Annotated in this window: 19 protein-coding genes; 9 read left to right on the plus strand and 10 right to left on the minus strand. The window is 36.9% G+C overall.

The features are described 5' to 3' along the window. Nucleotides 1-8: 8 nt before the first annotated feature. From ACQKNR_RS09575 to ACQKNR_RS09585, 3 genes are all read right to left on the minus strand, one after another. Nucleotides 9-902, minus strand: coding sequence for a ClpXP adapter SpxH family protein (locus tag ACQKNR_RS09575; RefSeq protein ID WP_427317314.1), 894 nt, complete (start codon nucleotides 900-902; stop codon nucleotides 9-11). After that, the gene (locus tag ACQKNR_RS09580) at nucleotides 902-1300 is read right to left on the minus strand and encodes a hypothetical protein (RefSeq protein WP_000043382.1); all 399 of its coding nucleotides are present in this window, start codon (nucleotides 1298-1300) and stop codon (nucleotides 902-904) included. Before ACQKNR_RS09580 ends, ACQKNR_RS09575 begins: the two co-directional genes overlap by 1 nt. Before the next feature lie 179 nt (nucleotides 1301-1479). After that, nucleotides 1480-2058, minus strand: coding sequence for a CYTH domain-containing protein (locus ACQKNR_RS09585; protein ID WP_427317316.1), 579 nt, complete (start codon nucleotides 2056-2058; stop codon nucleotides 1480-1482). A 144-nt stretch (nucleotides 2059-2202) separates the two neighbouring features. Here ACQKNR_RS09585 and ACQKNR_RS09590 point away from each other — a divergent pair, with 144 nt between their 5' ends. Genes ACQKNR_RS09590 through ACQKNR_RS09605 form a run of 4 tightly spaced genes read left to right on the plus strand, consistent with a single transcriptional unit; the run spans nucleotide 2203 to nucleotide 4968 of the window. Continuing rightward, the gene (locus tag ACQKNR_RS09590) at nucleotides 2203-2574 is read left to right on the plus strand and encodes a hypothetical protein (protein WP_427317318.1); all 372 of its coding nucleotides are present in this window, start codon (nucleotides 2203-2205) and stop codon (nucleotides 2572-2574) included. A 30-nt stretch (nucleotides 2575-2604) separates the two neighbouring features. Beyond that, nucleotides 2605-3243: a GTP pyrophosphokinase gene (locus ACQKNR_RS09595; RefSeq protein WP_427317320.1), complete on the plus strand. Its 639-nt coding sequence runs from the start codon at nucleotides 2605-2607 to the stop codon at nucleotides 3241-3243. Between the two features lie 18 nt (nucleotides 3244-3261). Further along, on the plus strand, nucleotides 3262-4059 hold the full coding sequence (locus ACQKNR_RS09600; protein WP_193411611.1) for an NAD kinase: 798 nt from the start codon (nucleotides 3262-3264) through the stop codon (nucleotides 4057-4059). Nucleotides 4060-4074: 15 nt separating this feature from the next. After that, entirely contained in the window at nucleotides 4075-4968 is an 894-nt protein-coding gene (locus ACQKNR_RS09605; protein WP_427317323.1) for an RluA family pseudouridine synthase, read from the plus strand. 48 nt (nucleotides 4969-5016) lie between these two features. Here ACQKNR_RS09605 and ACQKNR_RS09610 read toward each other — a convergent pair whose 3' ends face one another. The 7 genes from ACQKNR_RS09610 to ACQKNR_RS09640 form a co-directional block, all read right to left on the minus strand. Next, nucleotides 5017-6423 (minus strand): peptidase G2 autoproteolytic cleavage domain-containing protein, encoded by a 1407-nt coding sequence (locus tag ACQKNR_RS09610; RefSeq protein ID WP_427317325.1) that lies wholly within the window; start codon nucleotides 6421-6423, stop codon nucleotides 5017-5019. 154 nt (nucleotides 6424-6577) lie between these two features. Next, nucleotides 6578-7318, minus strand: a complete 741-nt coding sequence (prpE, locus tag ACQKNR_RS09615; protein WP_427317327.1) for a bis(5'-nucleosyl)-tetraphosphatase PrpE — start codon at nucleotides 7316-7318, stop codon at nucleotides 6578-6580. Nucleotides 7319-7396: 78 nt separating this feature from the next. Continuing rightward, nucleotides 7397-8557: an FtsW/RodA/SpoVE family cell cycle protein gene (locus tag ACQKNR_RS09620; protein ID WP_427317329.1), complete on the minus strand. Its 1161-nt coding sequence runs from the start codon at nucleotides 8555-8557 to the stop codon at nucleotides 7397-7399. Between the two features lie 255 nt (nucleotides 8558-8812). Continuing rightward, the gene (locus tag ACQKNR_RS09625; RefSeq protein WP_427317331.1) at nucleotides 8813-9751 is read right to left on the minus strand and encodes a glycosyltransferase family 2 protein; all 939 of its coding nucleotides are present in this window, start codon (nucleotides 9749-9751) and stop codon (nucleotides 8813-8815) included. Further along, nucleotides 9748-10530 carry a class I SAM-dependent methyltransferase gene (locus ACQKNR_RS09630; protein WP_427317333.1) on the minus strand — a complete coding sequence of 261 codons (783 nt, stop codon included), beginning with the start codon at nucleotides 10528-10530 and terminating at the stop codon, nucleotides 9748-9750. The genes ACQKNR_RS09625 and ACQKNR_RS09630 overlap by 4 nt, the downstream gene beginning before the upstream one ends. 177 nt (nucleotides 10531-10707) lie before the next feature. Continuing rightward, nucleotides 10708-11553, minus strand: a complete 846-nt coding sequence (locus ACQKNR_RS09635) for a TylF/MycF family methyltransferase (RefSeq protein ID WP_427317335.1) — start codon at nucleotides 11551-11553, stop codon at nucleotides 10708-10710. A 123-nt stretch (nucleotides 11554-11676) separates the two neighbouring features. Then, a complete protein-coding gene (locus ACQKNR_RS09640; protein WP_427317337.1) occupies nucleotides 11677-12369 on the minus strand; it encodes a BclA C-terminal domain-containing protein in 693 nt (230 codons plus the stop codon). Between the two features lie 202 nt (nucleotides 12370-12571). On the opposite strand from ACQKNR_RS09640, the gene ACQKNR_RS09645 reads away from it, so the two are divergent. The 5 genes from ACQKNR_RS09645 (at nucleotide 12572) to ACQKNR_RS09665 (ending at nucleotide 17028) form a co-directional block, all read left to right on the plus strand. Next, nucleotides 12572-13624, plus strand: a complete 1053-nt coding sequence (locus ACQKNR_RS09645; RefSeq protein ID WP_427317994.1) for a glycosyltransferase — start codon at nucleotides 12572-12574, stop codon at nucleotides 13622-13624. A gap of 582 nt (nucleotides 13625-14206) precedes the next feature. Next, complete coding sequence (locus tag ACQKNR_RS09650; RefSeq protein ID WP_427317339.1) at nucleotides 14207-14890, plus strand: class I SAM-dependent methyltransferase; 684 nt, start codon at nucleotides 14207-14209, stop codon at nucleotides 14888-14890. A gap of 2 nt (nucleotides 14891-14892) precedes the next feature. Continuing rightward, entirely contained in the window at nucleotides 14893-15573 is a 681-nt protein-coding gene (locus tag ACQKNR_RS09655; RefSeq protein WP_427317341.1) for a glycosyltransferase family protein, read from the plus strand. A gap of 23 nt (nucleotides 15574-15596) precedes the next feature. Continuing rightward, nucleotides 15597-16277, plus strand: a complete 681-nt coding sequence (locus tag ACQKNR_RS09660) for a glycosyltransferase family protein (protein ID WP_427317343.1) — start codon at nucleotides 15597-15599, stop codon at nucleotides 16275-16277. 13 nt (nucleotides 16278-16290) lie between these two features. Continuing rightward, nucleotides 16291-17028, plus strand: a complete 738-nt coding sequence (locus ACQKNR_RS09665) for a sugar phosphate nucleotidyltransferase (protein WP_427317345.1) — start codon at nucleotides 16291-16293, stop codon at nucleotides 17026-17028. Nucleotides 17029-17031: the final 3 nt, after the last annotated feature.

A 17031-nucleotide genomic window follows, 5' to 3' on the forward strand; every position in this document is an offset into this window, starting at 1 on the left:
CCTGGTGTTTACATCAGGTCTTTTTCTTTTGCTATCCATTTCCAATAACGTTCGCACTTTACTTCAATCATTTGTACTTTCCGTTTCAGTTGTAATTTTTTTAGTTCGCGCTCGATTTCTTGCTGCGGACAGTCATATATAAATGCTACTTCTTTTGAAGATATGAATTGCGTTGCTTCTAGTAACACTTCTAAAGGTGGTAACGATTCGGGCTCAATCTCACATTTTACAAGTTCTTTTAATAATTGTACGTATACGTCATAGGAATAAGTTCCAGCGATTTTAATACCTTCTTCATCTGAGTTCGCATGAAAAAAGACGAGGGAAGGTATTTCGGTAATATGCATCTCATTTGTGAATTTTAGGTCACATTGGAAAGCTTTTTTTGCGCTAGCGGAATGTAGATCTTTTTTAAATTCTTCTACATCAATGTTACTATCTTTCGCACATGCAAGTAATAATTCGCAGTCCGGGTTCGATACATTTTCAAGGAAAATGTATTCTTGGAGTTTTCGCAAAAACTTCGAACCTGCTTTTCGGCCTTGCAACTCCGCTGCCTTAATTGCCATCGAAACTAAATATGGTGTTGATGACGCCTCTTGCATATGTACCTTTCCATCACATGAAAACCCTTGTAAACTTGTTGTCTTTTCCCACACAAATCGAATATTAGCAGGTTTATTCCATTTGTGTGAGGAAGCGTTCGTTCCGTCCACTTTTCCTGTTACGATATGACGAATAGAGAAGTATTTCCCGTATTCAAGCCATAGTTTAATAATAACGGGCTCAATTTCCCAGCACTCTTTACAAAGTGGATCAATAAATAAATATGCTTCTACAGACTTATGCTCACATGCGGAAGGAGATGGCATATTTATATGCTTTGCTTCCTGCTTATCCATTACACTTCACCTGTTTCGTTTGGAGTATTAACCATATGCTGAGCAGTTAATGCTAAACGTTCAAAAACAAACTCTCTTATATGACCGTGCACTCCTGTATCATCCATTGCTTGCTCCATACATGATAGCCAAGCCTCTGCTCGTTTTGGAGTAATCTCAAACGGAAGATGGCGTGCTCTTAACATAGGATGACCATGTTCTTCAGTGTACAAATTAGGACCACCTAAATATTGTGTTAAAAATTGCTTCTGCTTCCTAGCGGTTTCTGTTAAATCATCCGGGAAGATGGGAGATAAGTCAGGGTGTTTACTGACATAGGAATAAAATGTGTCTACTAATATTGCAATGCATTGCTCACCGCCAATTGCTTCAAATGGTGTCATCGGTTGCTTGCTCATCCTTTATAAACTCCTTTTTCCATGAAATGTATATCTATTGTAGCAATGGAATGTTCGAGAGGGCAAATAAACAGCTTTCATAACATTCTTTGCTTATTCTACATGTTGCAAATGAATCTTTTCTTTTTAAAGTAAGATGTATCCACCAGTGAAACGGATTCACTAGTGGAATTTTCACTTTAGCGTGCTTTGTTTTGTTTGGCAAGGAAAAAGCGTTTTACTTTGTTATTTGTATGACGAACGGGGATGTTATGCTGCGTTAATAAATTGATAAATGCAGCTTTGCCTGTTTCTTCATCTTGCACTTCAAATTCAATTTCATAATCATCGTGATTGTAATAGAAACTATGATCAAAGACAAGCGTTCCGCCTTCAAATAATGTTTCAGCTCTTTCTGTTGTTAAACTTCCCATATAAGTTAAAGCGGAAACAGAAATTTGTAATTTGTGTAGTTGATCTACTACAGCTCCTTGAATGATTGTATTTGTTTCCATCATCATTTTTGCTTCGTCTTTTGTTACGACTTGGTGTGTTTCTAACAAGCCGACTTCCGCAGGCTGTTTCAATGTTAATGTATAAGTTTCACCTTTATGACGAATACGAAGTGCAGAACCCGCTTCTTTTAACGAAAAATCGGGCGTTTCAAAGTAGTGATTCACTTGTTTCGTAAAGGCCTCAATAGAAAATGATTTGCATAATGTTTCGAATTCTTCTTCTGTAACCATATTTTTAAATTCAATTTCAATTTCTTGTGTCATTGTATGCGCTCCTTTTGAAAAATAATTCTTTACACATTATCGCTTTTTCACAAATTTGGTTCAATGTTTTATTTGTTTGCGTCCATGTTATGATACAATAATACTGTTAAGGAAGACAGGAAGTTGAGATGGAGGAGTTAGAGCATGCAAAATAAAATCCAAGTTAAGAGCGTAGAAAAGAGAGAGAATGCTCTTATTTTTTGTGCGGAAAATACTGAAATAGAGGTAAAGGAGTTAAGTGCGCGTAATCACGTACTTGTAGACTCAGATAATTTATCATTTTTATATATCTTAGAAAACGAATCATCTTTCATTTATGTAAGTATTCCGCACACATGCTGGGAAGCAATGCATGAAGCGATGAATAAAGATATGGTAATGTTCGTTCGCGTAAATGATGTTGAAATGGAATTAGAAGGTTTAAAAGAAGAAGTAGAATATTTAGTTGAAAATATTGAAGGTAATGCAAATTACGGAGAAGAACTAGTAACTGCTGTAGAAAAAGTATTTCTATAAGCAAATGGATTGATTTTGGTGGTGGTTGAAATGAATCGAAATTGGGAAGAGTTTTTAGCACCTTACCATCAAGCGGTGGCAGAGCTAAAAGTGAAACTAAAAGGAATGCGTACGCAGTTTACAATGTTGACAGAGCATTCTCCAATTGAGTTTGTAACTGGACGAGTGAAGTCAGTTGCGAGTATTATCGATAAAGCGGAAAAGAGAAATGTGCCGTTAGATCGATTGAGAGAAGATATGCAGGATATTGCTGGTCTTAGAATGATGTGTCAATTCGTGGATGAGATTAAGCCTGTTGTAGAATATCTTCGAAAACGAAATGACTTTGAAATCGTGGAAGAGCGTGATTATGTCACGCAGAAGAAAGAAAGCGGGTATCGCTCTTATCACGTTGTTATTAGTTATCCTGTTCAAACGATACAGGGAGAACAAAAAGTATTGGTAGAAATCCAAATACGCACGCTAGCAATGAACTTTTGGGCAACAATTGAGCATTCTTTAAATTATAAATATAGTGGGCGTTTTCCAGAAGATATTAAAATACGCTTGCAACGTGCAGCAGAAGCGGCGTTTTTATTAGATGAAGAAATGTCTTCTATTCGTCTGGAAATTCAAGAAGCGCAGAAGATTTTTTCAAGAAAGCAAGAAGCAAAAGATTCCGAATCATAAACTAAAGGGTGTTGGGCGATGAAATTTACAATTATGTCAAAGGGAGATCAATCATCAGATACACTAGCAAGCACGATGAAAGAGTACTTGTTAGATTTTGGATTTATTATGGATGAAAAGGAACCCGATATTGTAATTTCTGTTGGGGGAGATGGGACGCTTTTATATGCGTTTCATCGTTATTATAATCGATTGGATGAAACAGCATTTGTTGGTGTACATACAGGGCATTTAGGTTTCTATGCAGATTGGTTACCGACGGAAGTAGAGAAATTAGTAATTGCAATTGCGAAAACACCATTCCAAGTGGTGGAATATCCGCTTTTAGAAGTGATTATTCGCTATGTGAATGGAAGTAAAGAATCACAGTATTTGGCGATGAATGAAGCGACTGTAAAAAATGCAGAAGGTACATTAGTAACAGAAGTGGAAATACGCGGGGAGTATTTTGAAACATTCCGCGGGGATGGTCTTTGTATTTCCACTCCATCAGGAAGTACTGCTTATAATAAAGCACTTGGTGGAGCAATTATTCATCCTTCTATTGAAGCGATTCAAATTGCAGAAATGGCATCCATTAATAACCGTGTGTTTCGTACTGTAGGCTCGCCACTCGTATTGCCGAAGCATCATACATGTGTGTTGAAGCCGGCTCCAGGAATGAACTTACAAATTACGGTGGACCATTTAACGATGGTTCATCAAGATGTGAAATCAATCCAGTATCGCGTTGCAAACGAGAAAGTACGATTTGTTCGTTTCCGCCCGTTCCCGTTCTGGAAACGAGTTCGTGACTCGTTTGTTGCAGATAAATAGAAGGGGTTTATATATTTGAACAGATTTACATTGAAATGGGATATAGGAGCGGCTGAGGGAGGAACTTTAGTTAGGGAATTTTTGAGAACAAAAGGGATTTCTAAAGCCGCATTAACGGATATAAAATTTCACGGCGGGGCAATTGAAGTAAATGGTCAACATGCGAGTGTTCGTCATCAGTTACAAGCTGGTGAAGAGTTACGTGTCTTTTTTCCGATGGAGGAAAGAAGCGAAGGGATGATTGCGGAAGATATCCCTTTACATATTGTATATGAAGATGATGCAGTTCTTATCATTAATAAAGAAGCGAACATGTCAACGATTCCGTCTAGAGAACACCCAGCGGGAAGTGTTGCCAATGCGCTTTTATCTCATTATGATAAGCAGCATCTTGCAAGTACAGTGCACATCGTAACAAGGTTAGACCGTGATACTTCAGGACTTATGCTTATTGCAAAAAATCGTTTTGTGCATCATCTTTTATCAAGACAACATCAACAAAAAGCTGTGAAACGAACGTATGAAGCAATCGTTCATAAAGAGATGATAGAAAGAGAAGGAACGATTGATGCTCCGATTGGTAGAAAATCTGATAGCATCATTGAACGAACAGTTTGTGAGGATGGACAGAGGGCAGTTACTCACTTTAGAGTGATTGATAGCTCATCGCATAAAACGCATGTATCGCTTGAACTTGAGACAGGAAGAACGCATCAAATCCGTGTGCATATGGCTTATATAGGACATCCGTTACTTGGTGATGACTTATATGGAGGAAAAAGGGATGAAATGAAACGGCAAGCACTTCACAGTACATCTTTGACGTTTTATCACCCTATTTTAGAGAAGGAAATGTTTTTTACTACAACAATTCCAAGCGATATGCAAGAAGTATTAGGGCGTGCTTAAAAAGGGAACAAAATTCTTACGCAATGAAGAATTTTGTTCCCTTTTTTCTTAGCGGAATAATATTAAAATTTGATTATCATTCGTACGCTTAATAACGAAAAATCCACTTTCAGCTTTTGTAGCAATGCCGTCATCATTTGGACGACAATATCCATGCGTTTCACAAGTGCCGTCATCCCGTACTAACATTTGTCCAATTAATCCGACAGGAAGCCACTCGGCGCGGTCTTTTCTTGCAATATATTTGCAAGCTGGATCCCAGTCTGTATTTAAAAGTGGCTGTATTTCTTGTGTTTCCGTACGTATATATTGACGTTTTCCGAAGTTATCTGTTTTATAGCGTTTTTGCCAGCTTAAAGCACCGCTATTTCCTATAAGAGCGGGTGTTGCACTAGATATTCCTAAAATGAATGAATCGCTTGAATTAGCTATCCGAATTTTTTCTTCGTTACTAAATGTAACGAAATAACCGACATCAATAGGCTTGTGGTCTACTGCTTCAAACATTTGCGCAAAATCCGTTCCGCTTGCATTATAAGAAGCGCCCTCAATGTACATTTCTCCATTATGAGCAAGCCATTTTGCACCGATATTATGGTCGATGTCGTTTGTGCCATTTGCAATAAACCAAGAATAAGATTCTTCTGCAGTGCCGAAGCGCCCCATAATATGGCTACCTGCAAAATGAGCTGTTGATGTATGATTACCTTCCGCATGAGAAGAGAATCCGTTAGCGATAGTTGCGGTTCCTTCTGCATGTGCTGCTTCGCCTAAAGCAATCGTATGTTTACCTTCCGCGTGAGAATAAGAGCCGCCTGCTGTCGTTTCACTTCCTTCGCTATGCGAACTATGTCCAGTTGCCTTTGTTTTTAATCCTTCTGCATGAGAAAAGGGACCCGCTGCGTGTGTAAGAAGCCCTTCTGCATGTGAAGCGATTCCGTCAGCTGTAGAGTGAAGGCCCTCCTTAGATGCATATCTCGCCACTTTTTTATTCTCTGAAGAAGTAGGTGAAGGTATGTGAGATGGAGTGATAGTGGGCTCTTCTTTTTTTGTGTCATCGGTTAAAATTAATGCTTCTTTTATTTTTTTTACTTGATTTATAATAGTAGCTGGAATTTCAGGTTGTACTTTTTCCTTTATTGCTCCAGGAATGTTTTCTTCTATATTTTCTTGTATCTTCTTCGAATTAAGTACAGGTTCATCATTATGAGAAGTAAGCTTCTTTTTTTGTTGTGTTTTTATTCTTCTGCTATCTATAATCCGCCTCATAACAGCATTTTCTAAAGAAACATATTTTTCTCGCGGTTTGCTTTTTCTTGATGACTCTTGTTCTTCTATTTCCTCTATAGCTGCAGCTCGAATACTGCACCAGTTGTTAATTCCATACATGGGATGGTATATGGGATGGTATAAAGGGGGGAATTTGCTTTTTTGTTTAGAAGATTTTTTCTTCATTCCGTCACCTCCTGCGACAGTATATGCTGCACAATTAAAAAAAGATGCACTTTATTGCATCTTTTTTTAATTGTTTTATTTAGTTTTAGTGTGGAACCCGCCTAGAAAACAACTTGATCCCCTGCAAATCGTGAAATGTATCAAATAGGGGTATTTATGAAATTGGACGAAACTTTTCAGGAGTAAAAGGTAGGGAAGAAGGAACAGAAACGTTCTCCATCTCAGGGTAACGTAGTCCAGTTAGTTTACCACCAAATACAGCACCGGTATCAATATTAACTGTATGATTTACAAAACGCGGCTCATTTACAGGCGTATGACCGTATACAATCCACGTATCACCTTTATAATCTTTTGCCCAATCACGGCGGACAGGTGAGCCGTCAGGATGCTTTTCTCCTGTAATATCACCATATAATACAAATGTCTGTACCTTTTTATCATTTTTTCCTATGTAATCCTGACGAATACCAGCGTGGCATACGATTAATTTTTTTTCATCTAGTATGTGGTACAACGGGGACTGTTCGTAAAGAGTAATGAACTTTTCTTTTATGATGTGTTGTTTATTAGAAGGTAACGCTTCATACTCAGCAACAGTCGTTTCGAGCCCATGAGCGATTGTAACATTACGTCCAAGAAAAAAACGATACAGTTTATTACAGTGATTCCCTGGAGCATAATAAGCATCTTTTCTGTTTATTACGAGCTCCCATACAATTTCAATCATACGTAATGAATGAGGACCTCGGTCTGTAATATCACCAACGAATGCAAGCTTTCGTTTTGCGTTATGAATTGGGAGACCGCTATCCCAGCTATACCCTAGTTTCGTTGTTAAATCTTGAAATTCTTGGAAGCATCCATGAATATCACCGATAATGTCGTATTGCATCTTTTTAACCTCCAGCTCAGTTTTTCATTAGTATATCTAAAATGGGTATGGAAAAAAACATACCGGGCTTGATATGGTTTATTTGAACATAAATGTTTTCGTCCGAGATTGTACGTTTAAGATAAATCCAATGGCAATCATATATGTGAGTAACGAGCTCCCCCCATAGCTCATAAGGGGTAATGTTATTCCAGTAATAGGAAGTAATCCGATTGTCATCCCTATGTTTTGGAAGACTTGGAAAGTGAACATGCCAATCGTTCCAGCGCAAAGATAACTACCAAATGGTTCGTTGCTTTCTAAAGCAATATGAATCATTCGGTAAATAAGTAGGAAAAAAAGTGAAATAATAACACTCGCTCCTAAAAATCCAAATTGCTCCGCTACATTTGTGAAAATAAAATCGGTATGGGGTTCTGGAAAGTATACTTGTCCATTCTCCCATCCTTTTCCTTGCATTTCTCCTGATCCAGTAGCTAGGAAAGCTTGTCTTAATTGGTATCCTTGTGTGTCATATTCGTAAGGCGCTAACCAACCGTAGAAGCGATTTAATTGATATTCTTTTAGAACATGCCCTTTAAAGAACGTTGTATGTGCAAAATAAATATAAGTTAGCATAGAGCCGATGACGACAACGAGAGAAGTTAGCCCGAAAATAAAGTGCCAACGTATGCCTGAAACTAAAATCATTGCTGCGAGCATCGCGGAAATAACCATTGTATTCCCTAAGTCTGGTTCTTTCGCAATAAGAAGTAATGGTGGTAAACTAGTACCAAAAATTTTCCCGAGTAAAAGCAAATCTTCACGCGGCGAGCGAAAAGGATATTTTTCATTGTGATTTGCAATAATTCGTCCAACGACAATAATTAAAAATAATTTCATAATCTCAGAAGGCTGGAAATTTCCTAGACCTGGTAGTCTGTACCAAGCGGTAGCACCTTTAATCGTGACAGCACCTGGAACTTTAAGTTCCAGTCCAATGAGAAGTAAAATTGCAAAGATGTACAAATACCAAGCTATTTGTTTATAACGATCAAAATCGATAATCATAATAGCGCCAATCGCGATAAATCCAATGATATACCATTGGATTTGTTTGAGTACAAAATTTATATTTTGTAAAAATGGTGGTAAAGAAGGTTGTGCGCTTGCAATAGCAAAACAACTAGCAGTCCCAATTGTAAGTAAAATCAGTATCAATATGTAATCTATTTGATATTGAGAATTTTTGTCTTTCACCGTACGTAGTCCTTTCTATGCTCTTCGTGTAATAAAAATAACACACTATTATCATATTAACGGATTTTAAGTTGTTTCGTTTATTATCTCGCTACTTGCGGATAGTAATACTTCCACCTCAAAATTCAGCGAAAGCAAAGAAGTTAGGTGAAGATAGACAGCCTGTAACAGCCTTTATTTTATAGGTTATGTCAGATAACAAACTGGAAAGAATTTTGCTAGGCAAAAAGCAAGGTTGACATTGATTCAACCTTGCTACTGAGGAGTATGAATCTGTAATTCATTTTGAATGGATTGAAGACAATAAAGCAGCCGAGGGTGTGCATCTTTTGCTAAGTCTGGATTAGCCTTGTAGTATTGAAGTGATCCGCTAATCCAATGCAAGGCACAACGTATTCCAGAGAGGTAATCTTCACGTTTTTGTAAAAAACCGTACTTTCGTGAAGTAAGAATGAGGTGAGTAAAATCTTCTGTTCCTTCTAACAATTTTTGATGAACTTGCTGACCGCTGTGATAACGAAAACTGCTGAGTGGTTCGGCAATATATACTGCTTTTCCTTTCGATAGTAAATGCACCCATGAAGCCATATCAATGGAACAATTATATGTTCTGTTATTTAATGTGCCAAATTTTTCAGTTAAGAATAATTTATTAAATAATACAGTTGTAGGTTCTCCGATTACATTCGAGCTTGTTTGCAACATCGTATTTCCGAGTTGTATGCCATCGATTATTGTATCTGTTTGAAAAAGTTGAACTGTAGGGGGAGCATCTGCTATGATAGTTCCTTCTTCATTGATTCGTTTCCGGTAGGAAGTAACAAGTACAATTTCATTTTCTACATTTTGCTGAAAATAGACCATCATTTTTTCTATTTTTTCATGATGGAAGAGATCATCATCCATTAAATAGTTTACGTATACACCATTTGCACGTTCTAATAACATAAGGTCATTATGAAACTGCCCTAATGTAGATGTGTTGCGAATGTAAGTGATATTATCGTAGTTTGGTAAGTATTGTGTACGTAATAATGTTTCTGTTTCATCGTTTGTACTATCATCCCCAATAATAATTTCCATGTTTGAGTATGTTTGGGCGAGAGCACTGTCTAATGCGATTTGAAAATAATGTGGACGATTGAAAGTTGGAATTAAAATGGAAACAAGTGGCGTGTGTGTTGATGCATTCATAATGATGAAAAGTCCGTTTTATTTTTTTTCTTTTGAAGTATCATTATATCTTGATAGCTTGTAACTTTTGTTCGTCCGCACCAAGAGCCGAAATGAATAGGTTTTATAATTTCTGTATTATGTTTTGTGAATAAGTTACGAAGCCACTCTTCAGGGTATGCAACTGCAAACTCAGGCATATCTTTATTTACGACGTAACAATCACCGATGTTATGTCGAAAAGGGAGCGTACTTAGTCCAGCATTGAGATAGTATATGGATTCTGGATTGACAAGGAAAAAAGTAACGAAGCATCTTCCATTATTTTTCATAACACGTAAAACTTCAGAAAAATAATGCTCCAATTCTACTGGCAGTAAATGAGTAAATACGGAAGTTAAAAAAACAAAATCGAATGTTTCGTCTTCATATGGAAAACGGAATTGAGATGCTGTAATCGTTCCTTTTGGGTTGTAAAATTGATTACGTATATTCGCATGTTGGAAATGAAAATTACTATATTTTGGAGAAATATGAGTTTGACACCAGGAAATGCCTTTCTGAAAAATATCGAACCCATGATACCCACCTTGTTTATTTAAGTATGTTGTTAGTGGAACAGCTATTCTACCAACACCGCATCCAACATCTAATACATGCTCATTGCGTTTTAAATTCCCAATTTCAATAAAATGACGAAGAAATTCTTCGCCAACTTCGCGAAAATTTCCCCCAACATAGTGAACGAGTTCAGGAGGTGGTAGCAACTCTTCATTTTGATTGTTTACATTTTGCTCCATATATGCACTCTCCTATACATATTTCGTTTGTAAGCGCGAAAATTTCCCCCTGCATTTTTCCATTTAGATGAAAAATAGTAGGGGGAGGTGAAATATCTTGAAAAGCTCGATTGGTATTTCTCACAATAATCTACCGATGAATGCGAGTTTATGCTCATATAAAGGAAAAAAGCGTGTTTATTCTTTACGCCAATAGACACCAAATTGATCAATTGTTGTAATAGGTGTTTCAATCCCTCTTTGTTTTCGAAAATCCGTTACAGCTTCTGCGCATACCGGTAAGCCGTAATCATCAATGATAATATAACCGCCTTTTGAAACTTTGTCATATAAGTTAACTAATCCATCCATTGTCGATTCGTACATATCACCATCAAGCCGAGCGATGGCTACTTTTTCAATGGGGGCTTTTGGTAATGTATCTTTAAACCATCCTTTAAGAAATTGTACTTGGTCGTCAAGTAAATCATATTTTTCAAAGTTTTGTTGAACTTGTTCTAGTGAAACACGTAAATAGTCAAATGTATGTAAATAGTCACCAAAATCTTTTGGATATGCTTCAACGTTTGGAGCAGGAAGTCCTTCGAATGAATCGGCAACCCATACAGTTCGATCTGTTATATTATGAGCTTTTAAAAATCCACGCATGAAAATACAGGAACCACCACGCCATACACCGGTCTCAATAAAGTCCCCTTCTATATTTTCGCGTACAACAGTTTCCATTGCTTGGTGAAGTTGATTCATGCGACTGCGACCAATCATACTATGGGCAGCTCGTGGCCAATCTGTACCCTCTTTTCGTTCCTCTTTTAAAATATGAGATTTAACAATTTTCAAATGATGTGCTTCCGCATATTGTTTAATAAATAGTGGAACGGGGACAGTAATGGGTTCATAATGTAAGTCGTTTGTGATATGTAATGATGCTGGTAAATATGCTTCGTACTCTAACCAAAGTTCAAATAAAATTGTTTTCTTTAACAATTCAAGATACAACTGAATAGCTGTTTTATTTTGCATAAGAGTCCCTCCTAAGAAAATCCATACAATAGTATGAGTATGTGAAAAAAGTTGAATTCATGAATGAAAAACCTATACAAAAGGCAGTAAAACTTAGAAAAGTTTTACTGCCAATACAACAGGTTAGGCTACTTTTTCAATAATGATGGATGCATTTACACCTAAAGCAAGCGATAATCCAAGTCCAGTAGAAATAACTTCAATTATAGCTGGTGTTACGATTGGTGTAATAGCTTGCACGACCATCGTTGCTCCAACTGCAACAAGACTTACGCCAGTTCCTGGAACTGGAGCTCCATTTACTGTAATTTCAAGGCCACCTAACAAATTAATTAATGAAGTGTATACAATAACTGTGATTTTATAGAATCCAGTTTCACTAATAAAGAATGTGTCAGGAGTTAGCTGTGTAATTGCTGTACCAAAACTTGCGCCAGGTGTGTTAAATCCGATTGGAGTGTTAACACCGAGAGTGACACCAAGACCAGAGTTGAAAGCATACAACCCTGCAGGAAGTCCTAATCCACTTGGTCCACTTGGTCCAGTTGGTCCAGTTGGTCCAGTTGGTCCAGTTGGTCCAGTTGGCCCAGTTGGCCCAGTTGGTCCAGTTGGCCCAGTCGGTCCAGTTGTTCCAGATGGACTAGTTGGCCCAGTCGGTCCAGTTGGCCCAGTTGGCCCAGTCGGTCCAGTCGGTCCAGATGGAAGAGTAAATGGCGGAACTGGTGGTAATGTAGGCCCTACAAAATTAGGGTCTAACGCACTAGCTGATAAAACTTCTTCTGGGTTTAAATCATTTGAAAAATTTTCGTTTGACATAAATTCACCTCCATAAAGCTTTCATTATATAGTAGATGCAAAAGCCGAAGAAAATGACACGGACATATGAATTATTTAAAAGAATTATATAAAGCCTGAACATTATCAATTTTTTTGGCAAGTTTTTGTGCTCTTCCACATATGATTGAGTTTGAAGAGGGTGATAACTGTGAGAGAAAAGGATATTACAATTAGTTTATGTATGATTGTTCGAGATGAAGAACTTACGATTGGAAGATGTTTGGAATCTGTTCAGCAACTTGTAGATGAAATCATCATTGTTGATACAGGGTCGATAGATCGAACGAAAGAAATTGTAGCAGACTACACATCCGATATATATGAATTTCAGTGGATTGATGACTTTGCGGCGGCTAGAAATTTTTCATTCTCTAAGGCTACGCAAGAATATATCTTTTGGATGGATGCTGACGATGTTTTGACGGAAGAGGCACAAGAGGAATTTAAAATATTAAAAAGAGAGCTAGAGGAAACGGTCGATGCGGTATCGATGCCTTATCATCTTGTTATGGATTCGAACGGCAAACCTTTATATGCTTCAAGACGTCACCGGCTTGTGAAACGAGAAAGACAATTTCAGTGGTTTGGCAAAGTGCATGAATATTTAGCTGTATCTGGAGAGATTTTCAAGAGTGATGTGGCAATTACGCATAGAAAAGAAAAGAAGCCGACTGATCGGAATTTTAAAATTTTTCAAAATACAATGAAGAACGGAGAAGAATTAACGCCAAGAGATATTTTTTATTATGCGAATGAATGTACAGATCACCAAAAGTATCGTGAAGCCATTCCTTTATACGAAATGTTTTTAGAAGATGGAAAGGGTTGGAAAGAAGATAACATTTATGCTTGTGGCAAGTTAGGAGATTGTTACGTCCAACTTGCAGAATGGGAAAAGGCAATTGAAGCGTGTGTAAAGTCTTTTTTATATGATATTCCAAGAGGAGAAGTTTGTACACGCTTAGGAAATATATATAGGGAGCTGCAAAGATATAATGAAGCAATCTTTTGGTATAAATTAGCAACGGAAGTTCCGGTACCAACAGATTCTCCTTTCCATAGTCCTGCAAGTTATACGTGGATTCCGTATTTACAAATGTGCATATGCTATAGCCGTATTGGAGAACATGAAAAGGCTTATTATTACAATGAGTTGGCAGCAGCATATGTGCCGAATGATGCTGCTATTGAATACAACCGTAAATATTTTAGAAATTTGTTTCAAAAAGAATGAGAGTACGTAATTGCGCAAGGGGATGGGCAGGAAAAGGTAGAATTTGAAATTTTGGTTATAGAACACGTCTTGCCAAACTATAATACTATAAGCACGCATTATAATATGCGAGAGTCAGGACCTGTGTGTTAATGATTATTATTATTTTAACTCACAATCAATTACACAAAAGAGTGTACGAATAGTGTGAGAAAATCTACAAAATAAGGGAGTTATGAATGAATGTAGGGTTTCCTCGCGGCTGTAATTAAGAAAGAAAGGCGTTGAAGAGAATCAGGAAGTAGTACGGATTGCTAAACAAGTTGTTTTGACAACGCATATGACTCTTCATGATTTACATAAAACATTTCTAGTCAATATGTTTGTTACTATTCTACTTTCAAGTCTTCCTCATTGATTGAAACAATATTGTGTTTTTACTATTAATAGGAAATATTATAATCGAGTTGAACAGCGATTTTTTCATAATAGAGAAAACAACATGGAAGACAAAGAGAGACATAGTTTAGAAGGGATGAATGTTATGCATCGTATTATAATTTGTTATATACAAAATTCATTATGGGTAAGGAGGGAAGCTCAATGAGTAAAGAAGAATCTTCTTTATATCAAGAAAAGCCTGATTTTTATTATGGTGGTGCAAATCCTAAATTATTAAAACATATAAAAGATGAGTGGAAAGAAGTGCTTGATATTGGGTGTGCTGAAGGTGGTTTAGGAGCAATAATAAAAGCAAAGGGAATACGTGTCTCAGGGATTGAAGCTTTTCCAAATGCTGCACAAAAAGCGAGTGAAAGGCTTGATCACGTCCTTCAAGGTAATATTGAAACGATGGAGTTACCATATAAGCCGGAACAATTTGATTGTATCGTTTTTGGAGATGTATTAGAGCACTTATTTGATCCATGGGCAGTTTTGGAAAAAGTAAAACCATATTTAAAGCAGGGTGGTGTCATTTTAACGAGTATACCGAATGTCGCTCACATTTCAGTATTAACATCTTTAATTGCTGGGAATTGGACGTATACAGACTATGGTTTAATGGATAAAACGCATATTCGCTTTTTTACATTTAACGAAATATTGCGTTTGTTTTTTAATTCAGGTTTTAATATTAGGAATGTTGATCGTGTATATGTTGACCATGACAGCTATCTTCCACTTATTGAAGATTTAAGTGAGATTTGTAAAAAATATAACATCGGAAGTGGGTTTATGGCTGAAACAGTTGTATTTCAATATGTCATTGAAGCGGAGAAATTGTAAGTATGAATACGGGTGAAAAAACAATTTTATTTGTTACGTGTGTAAACGATCAGAAAATGTATGCGCAATGTGTAAACCATATTTTAAATTTGGCAGTACCAGATTCGTACAAAGTAGAGTTTTTACCCATTCAAAGAGCAGAAAGCATGACAAGTGGGTATAACAAAGCAGTTCCACACCCGGCAAAATATAAAGTGTATTTACACCAAGATGTATTTATTGTAAATCATGCATTTTTATATGAAATGCTCCAATTGTTTCACTCACATGAACATTTAGGAATGATTGGTATGGTTGGAGCACAGTATGTTCCGCCAAATGGACTATGGCACGAAGGGAGAGGTGTTGTCGGTAAAGTAGTCGGGTATATGAATGATCTATTTTATATGGCGACACAAGAGAAAGCGTATCATGAAGCTAAAACATTTATTCCTGTGGAAGCAATTGATGGATTGCTAATGGCTACACAATATGATGTGCCGTGGCGCGATGATCTTTTTGACGGATTTCATTTTTATGATTTGTCGCAATCATTTGAATTTCGTAAAGCAGGGTATACAGTAGGAGTTCCTGCCCAGCGTGATGCTTGGTGTATTCATTATCATATCGGTTTGAATATGAAATATTATGAGAAATATCGTCAAATTTTTGTAGAGCATTACATGTCGGATTCAAATTTCTAAACGTGAAAGAAAGGATTACAAGGATGAAAGAAAAAACGATTTTGGTAGTCGTTTGTGTGAATAATGAAGAGCTTTTTGAACAATGTGAGCGGCAAATTAAAAATGTCATTGTCCCACCTGAATTTCAAGTTCGGATATTCCCGATATATAATGCAAAAAGCATGACAAGTGCATATAATCAAGCACTTTCATATCCAGCGAAATATAAAGTGTATTTGCATCAAGATACGTTTATTATTAATCGCAACTTATTTATAGATTTAATTTCCACTTTTGCATCTAATGAAAAACTTGGTTTGATTGGAGTGGCGGGGTGTCAGTACTTACCTCAGAATGGTATATGGTGGGAAGGGAAAAATTTAGTGGGGCAAGTGATTGAATATAGAAGAAAAAACTACCAGTTATTAAGTTTGGAAAAGGAATTTTACGAATCCAAAACCTTTACTTCAGTGCAAGCGATTGATGGATTATTAATGGCCACGCAATATGATTTACCGTGGCGTGAAGATTTATTTGATGGATTTCATTTTTACGATGTTTCTCAGTCATTAGAATTTAGAAAAGCAGGTTATTTAGTTGGTATTCCTAACCAAACGAGGGTATGGTGTATTCATTATAACGGCGATGAATTTGATTCTATTGCTTATGAGAAATATCGCCAAGTTCTCGTGAAGCATTATATGGATTCTACACCTCCAACATAAAGGAGAGAATGAGATGAAGGGAATTATTTTAGCGGGAGGAACAGGATCAAGACTATATCCAATTACGAAAGTGACAAATAAGCATCTACTTCCAGTTGGGCGTTATCCGATGATTTATCATGCAGTATACAAATTAAAACAGTGTGAAATTACTGACATTATGGTGGTTACTGGAAAAGAACATATGGGGGATGTTGTTAATTTTTTAGGGAGTGGCTATGATTTTGGAGTATCGTTTACCTATCGTGTGCAAGATTGCGCGGGAGGTATTGCAGAGGCCTTAGGGTTATGTGAACATTTCGTTGGTGATAATCGAATACTGGTTATACTTGGTGACAATATTTTTTCGGATGAGCTGGGTCCATATGTAGAAGAATATATGGAGCAAGAGCAAGGAGCAAAAGTATTGCTACAAAAGGTGGAAGATCCAGCAAGATTCGGTGTACCATCTATCGAAAATGGAAAAATTATCGAGATTGAGGAAAAGCCGAAAGAACCAAAAAGTTCATATGCAGTTACAGGGATTTATATGTATGATGCACAAGTATTTTCATATATTAAGCAGTTAAAACCATCAGCAAGGGGAGAACTTGAAATTACAGATATAAACAATTGGTATTTGAAAAAAGGCGTACTTACTTATAATGAGATGAGCGGCTGGTGGACGGATGCTGGAACTCATACTTCTCTTCAAACAGCAAATATATTTGCACGGGATATAGACTTTGGGAAACAGTTTAATGGGGAATAGGTG

Source organism: Bacillus sp. NPDC094077 (assembly GCF_050279465.1).
Taxonomy (GTDB): Bacteria; Bacillota; Bacilli; order Bacillales; family Bacillaceae_G; genus Bacillus_A.

Bases quoted from the DNA above. Each gene is read 5' to 3' on its own strand.
- ACQKNR_RS09660 (WP_427317343.1), top strand. From the start codon at position 15,597: ATGAAAGAAAAAACGATTTTGGTAGTCGTTTGTGTGAATAATGAAGAG.
- ACQKNR_RS09665 (WP_427317345.1), top strand. From the start codon at position 16,291: ATGAAGGGAATTATTTTAGCGGGAGGAACAGGATCAAGACTATATCCA.
- ACQKNR_RS09595 (WP_427317320.1), top strand. From the start codon at position 2,605: ATGAATCGAAATTGGGAAGAGTTTTTAGCACCTTACCATCAAGCGGTG.
- ACQKNR_RS09575 (WP_427317314.1), bottom strand. From the start codon at position 902: ATGGATAAGCAGGAAGCAAAGCATATAAATATGCCATCTCCTTCCGCA.
- ACQKNR_RS09645 (WP_427317994.1), top strand. From the start codon at position 12,572: ATGATTGTTCGAGATGAAGAACTTACGATTGGAAGATGTTTGGAATCT.
- ACQKNR_RS09650 (WP_427317339.1), top strand. From the start codon at position 14,207: ATGAGTAAAGAAGAATCTTCTTTATATCAAGAAAAGCCTGATTTTTAT.
- ACQKNR_RS09600 (WP_193411611.1), top strand. From the start codon at position 3,262: ATGAAATTTACAATTATGTCAAAGGGAGATCAATCATCAGATACACTA.
- ACQKNR_RS09635 (WP_427317335.1), bottom strand. From the start codon at position 11,553: ATGCAAAATAAAACAGCTATTCAGTTGTATCTTGAATTGTTAAAGAAA.
- ACQKNR_RS09590 (WP_427317318.1), top strand. From the start codon at position 2,203: ATGCAAAATAAAATCCAAGTTAAGAGCGTAGAAAAGAGAGAGAATGCT.
- ACQKNR_RS09625 (WP_427317331.1), bottom strand. From the start codon at position 9,751: ATGAATGCATCAACACACACGCCACTTGTTTCCATTTTAATTCCAACT.
- ACQKNR_RS09580 (WP_000043382.1), bottom strand. From the start codon at position 1,300: ATGAGCAAGCAACCGATGACACCATTTGAAGCAATTGGCGGTGAGCAA.
- ACQKNR_RS09585 (WP_427317316.1), bottom strand. From the start codon at position 2,058: ATGACACAAGAAATTGAAATTGAATTTAAAAATATGGTTACAGAAGAA.
- ACQKNR_RS09655 (WP_427317341.1), top strand. From the start codon at position 14,893: ATGAATACGGGTGAAAAAACAATTTTATTTGTTACGTGTGTAAACGAT.
- prpE (WP_427317327.1), bottom strand. From the start codon at position 7,318: ATGCAATACGACATTATCGGTGATATTCATGGATGCTTCCAAGAATTT.
- ACQKNR_RS09630 (WP_427317333.1), bottom strand. From the start codon at position 10,530: ATGGAGCAAAATGTAAACAATCAAAATGAAGAGTTGCTACCACCTCCT.
- ACQKNR_RS09640 (WP_427317337.1), bottom strand. From the start codon at position 12,369: ATGTCAAACGAAAATTTTTCAAATGATTTAAACCCAGAAGAAGTTTTA.
- ACQKNR_RS09610 (WP_427317325.1), bottom strand. From the start codon at position 6,423: ATGAAGAAAAAATCTTCTAAACAAAAAAGCAAATTCCCCCCTTTATAC.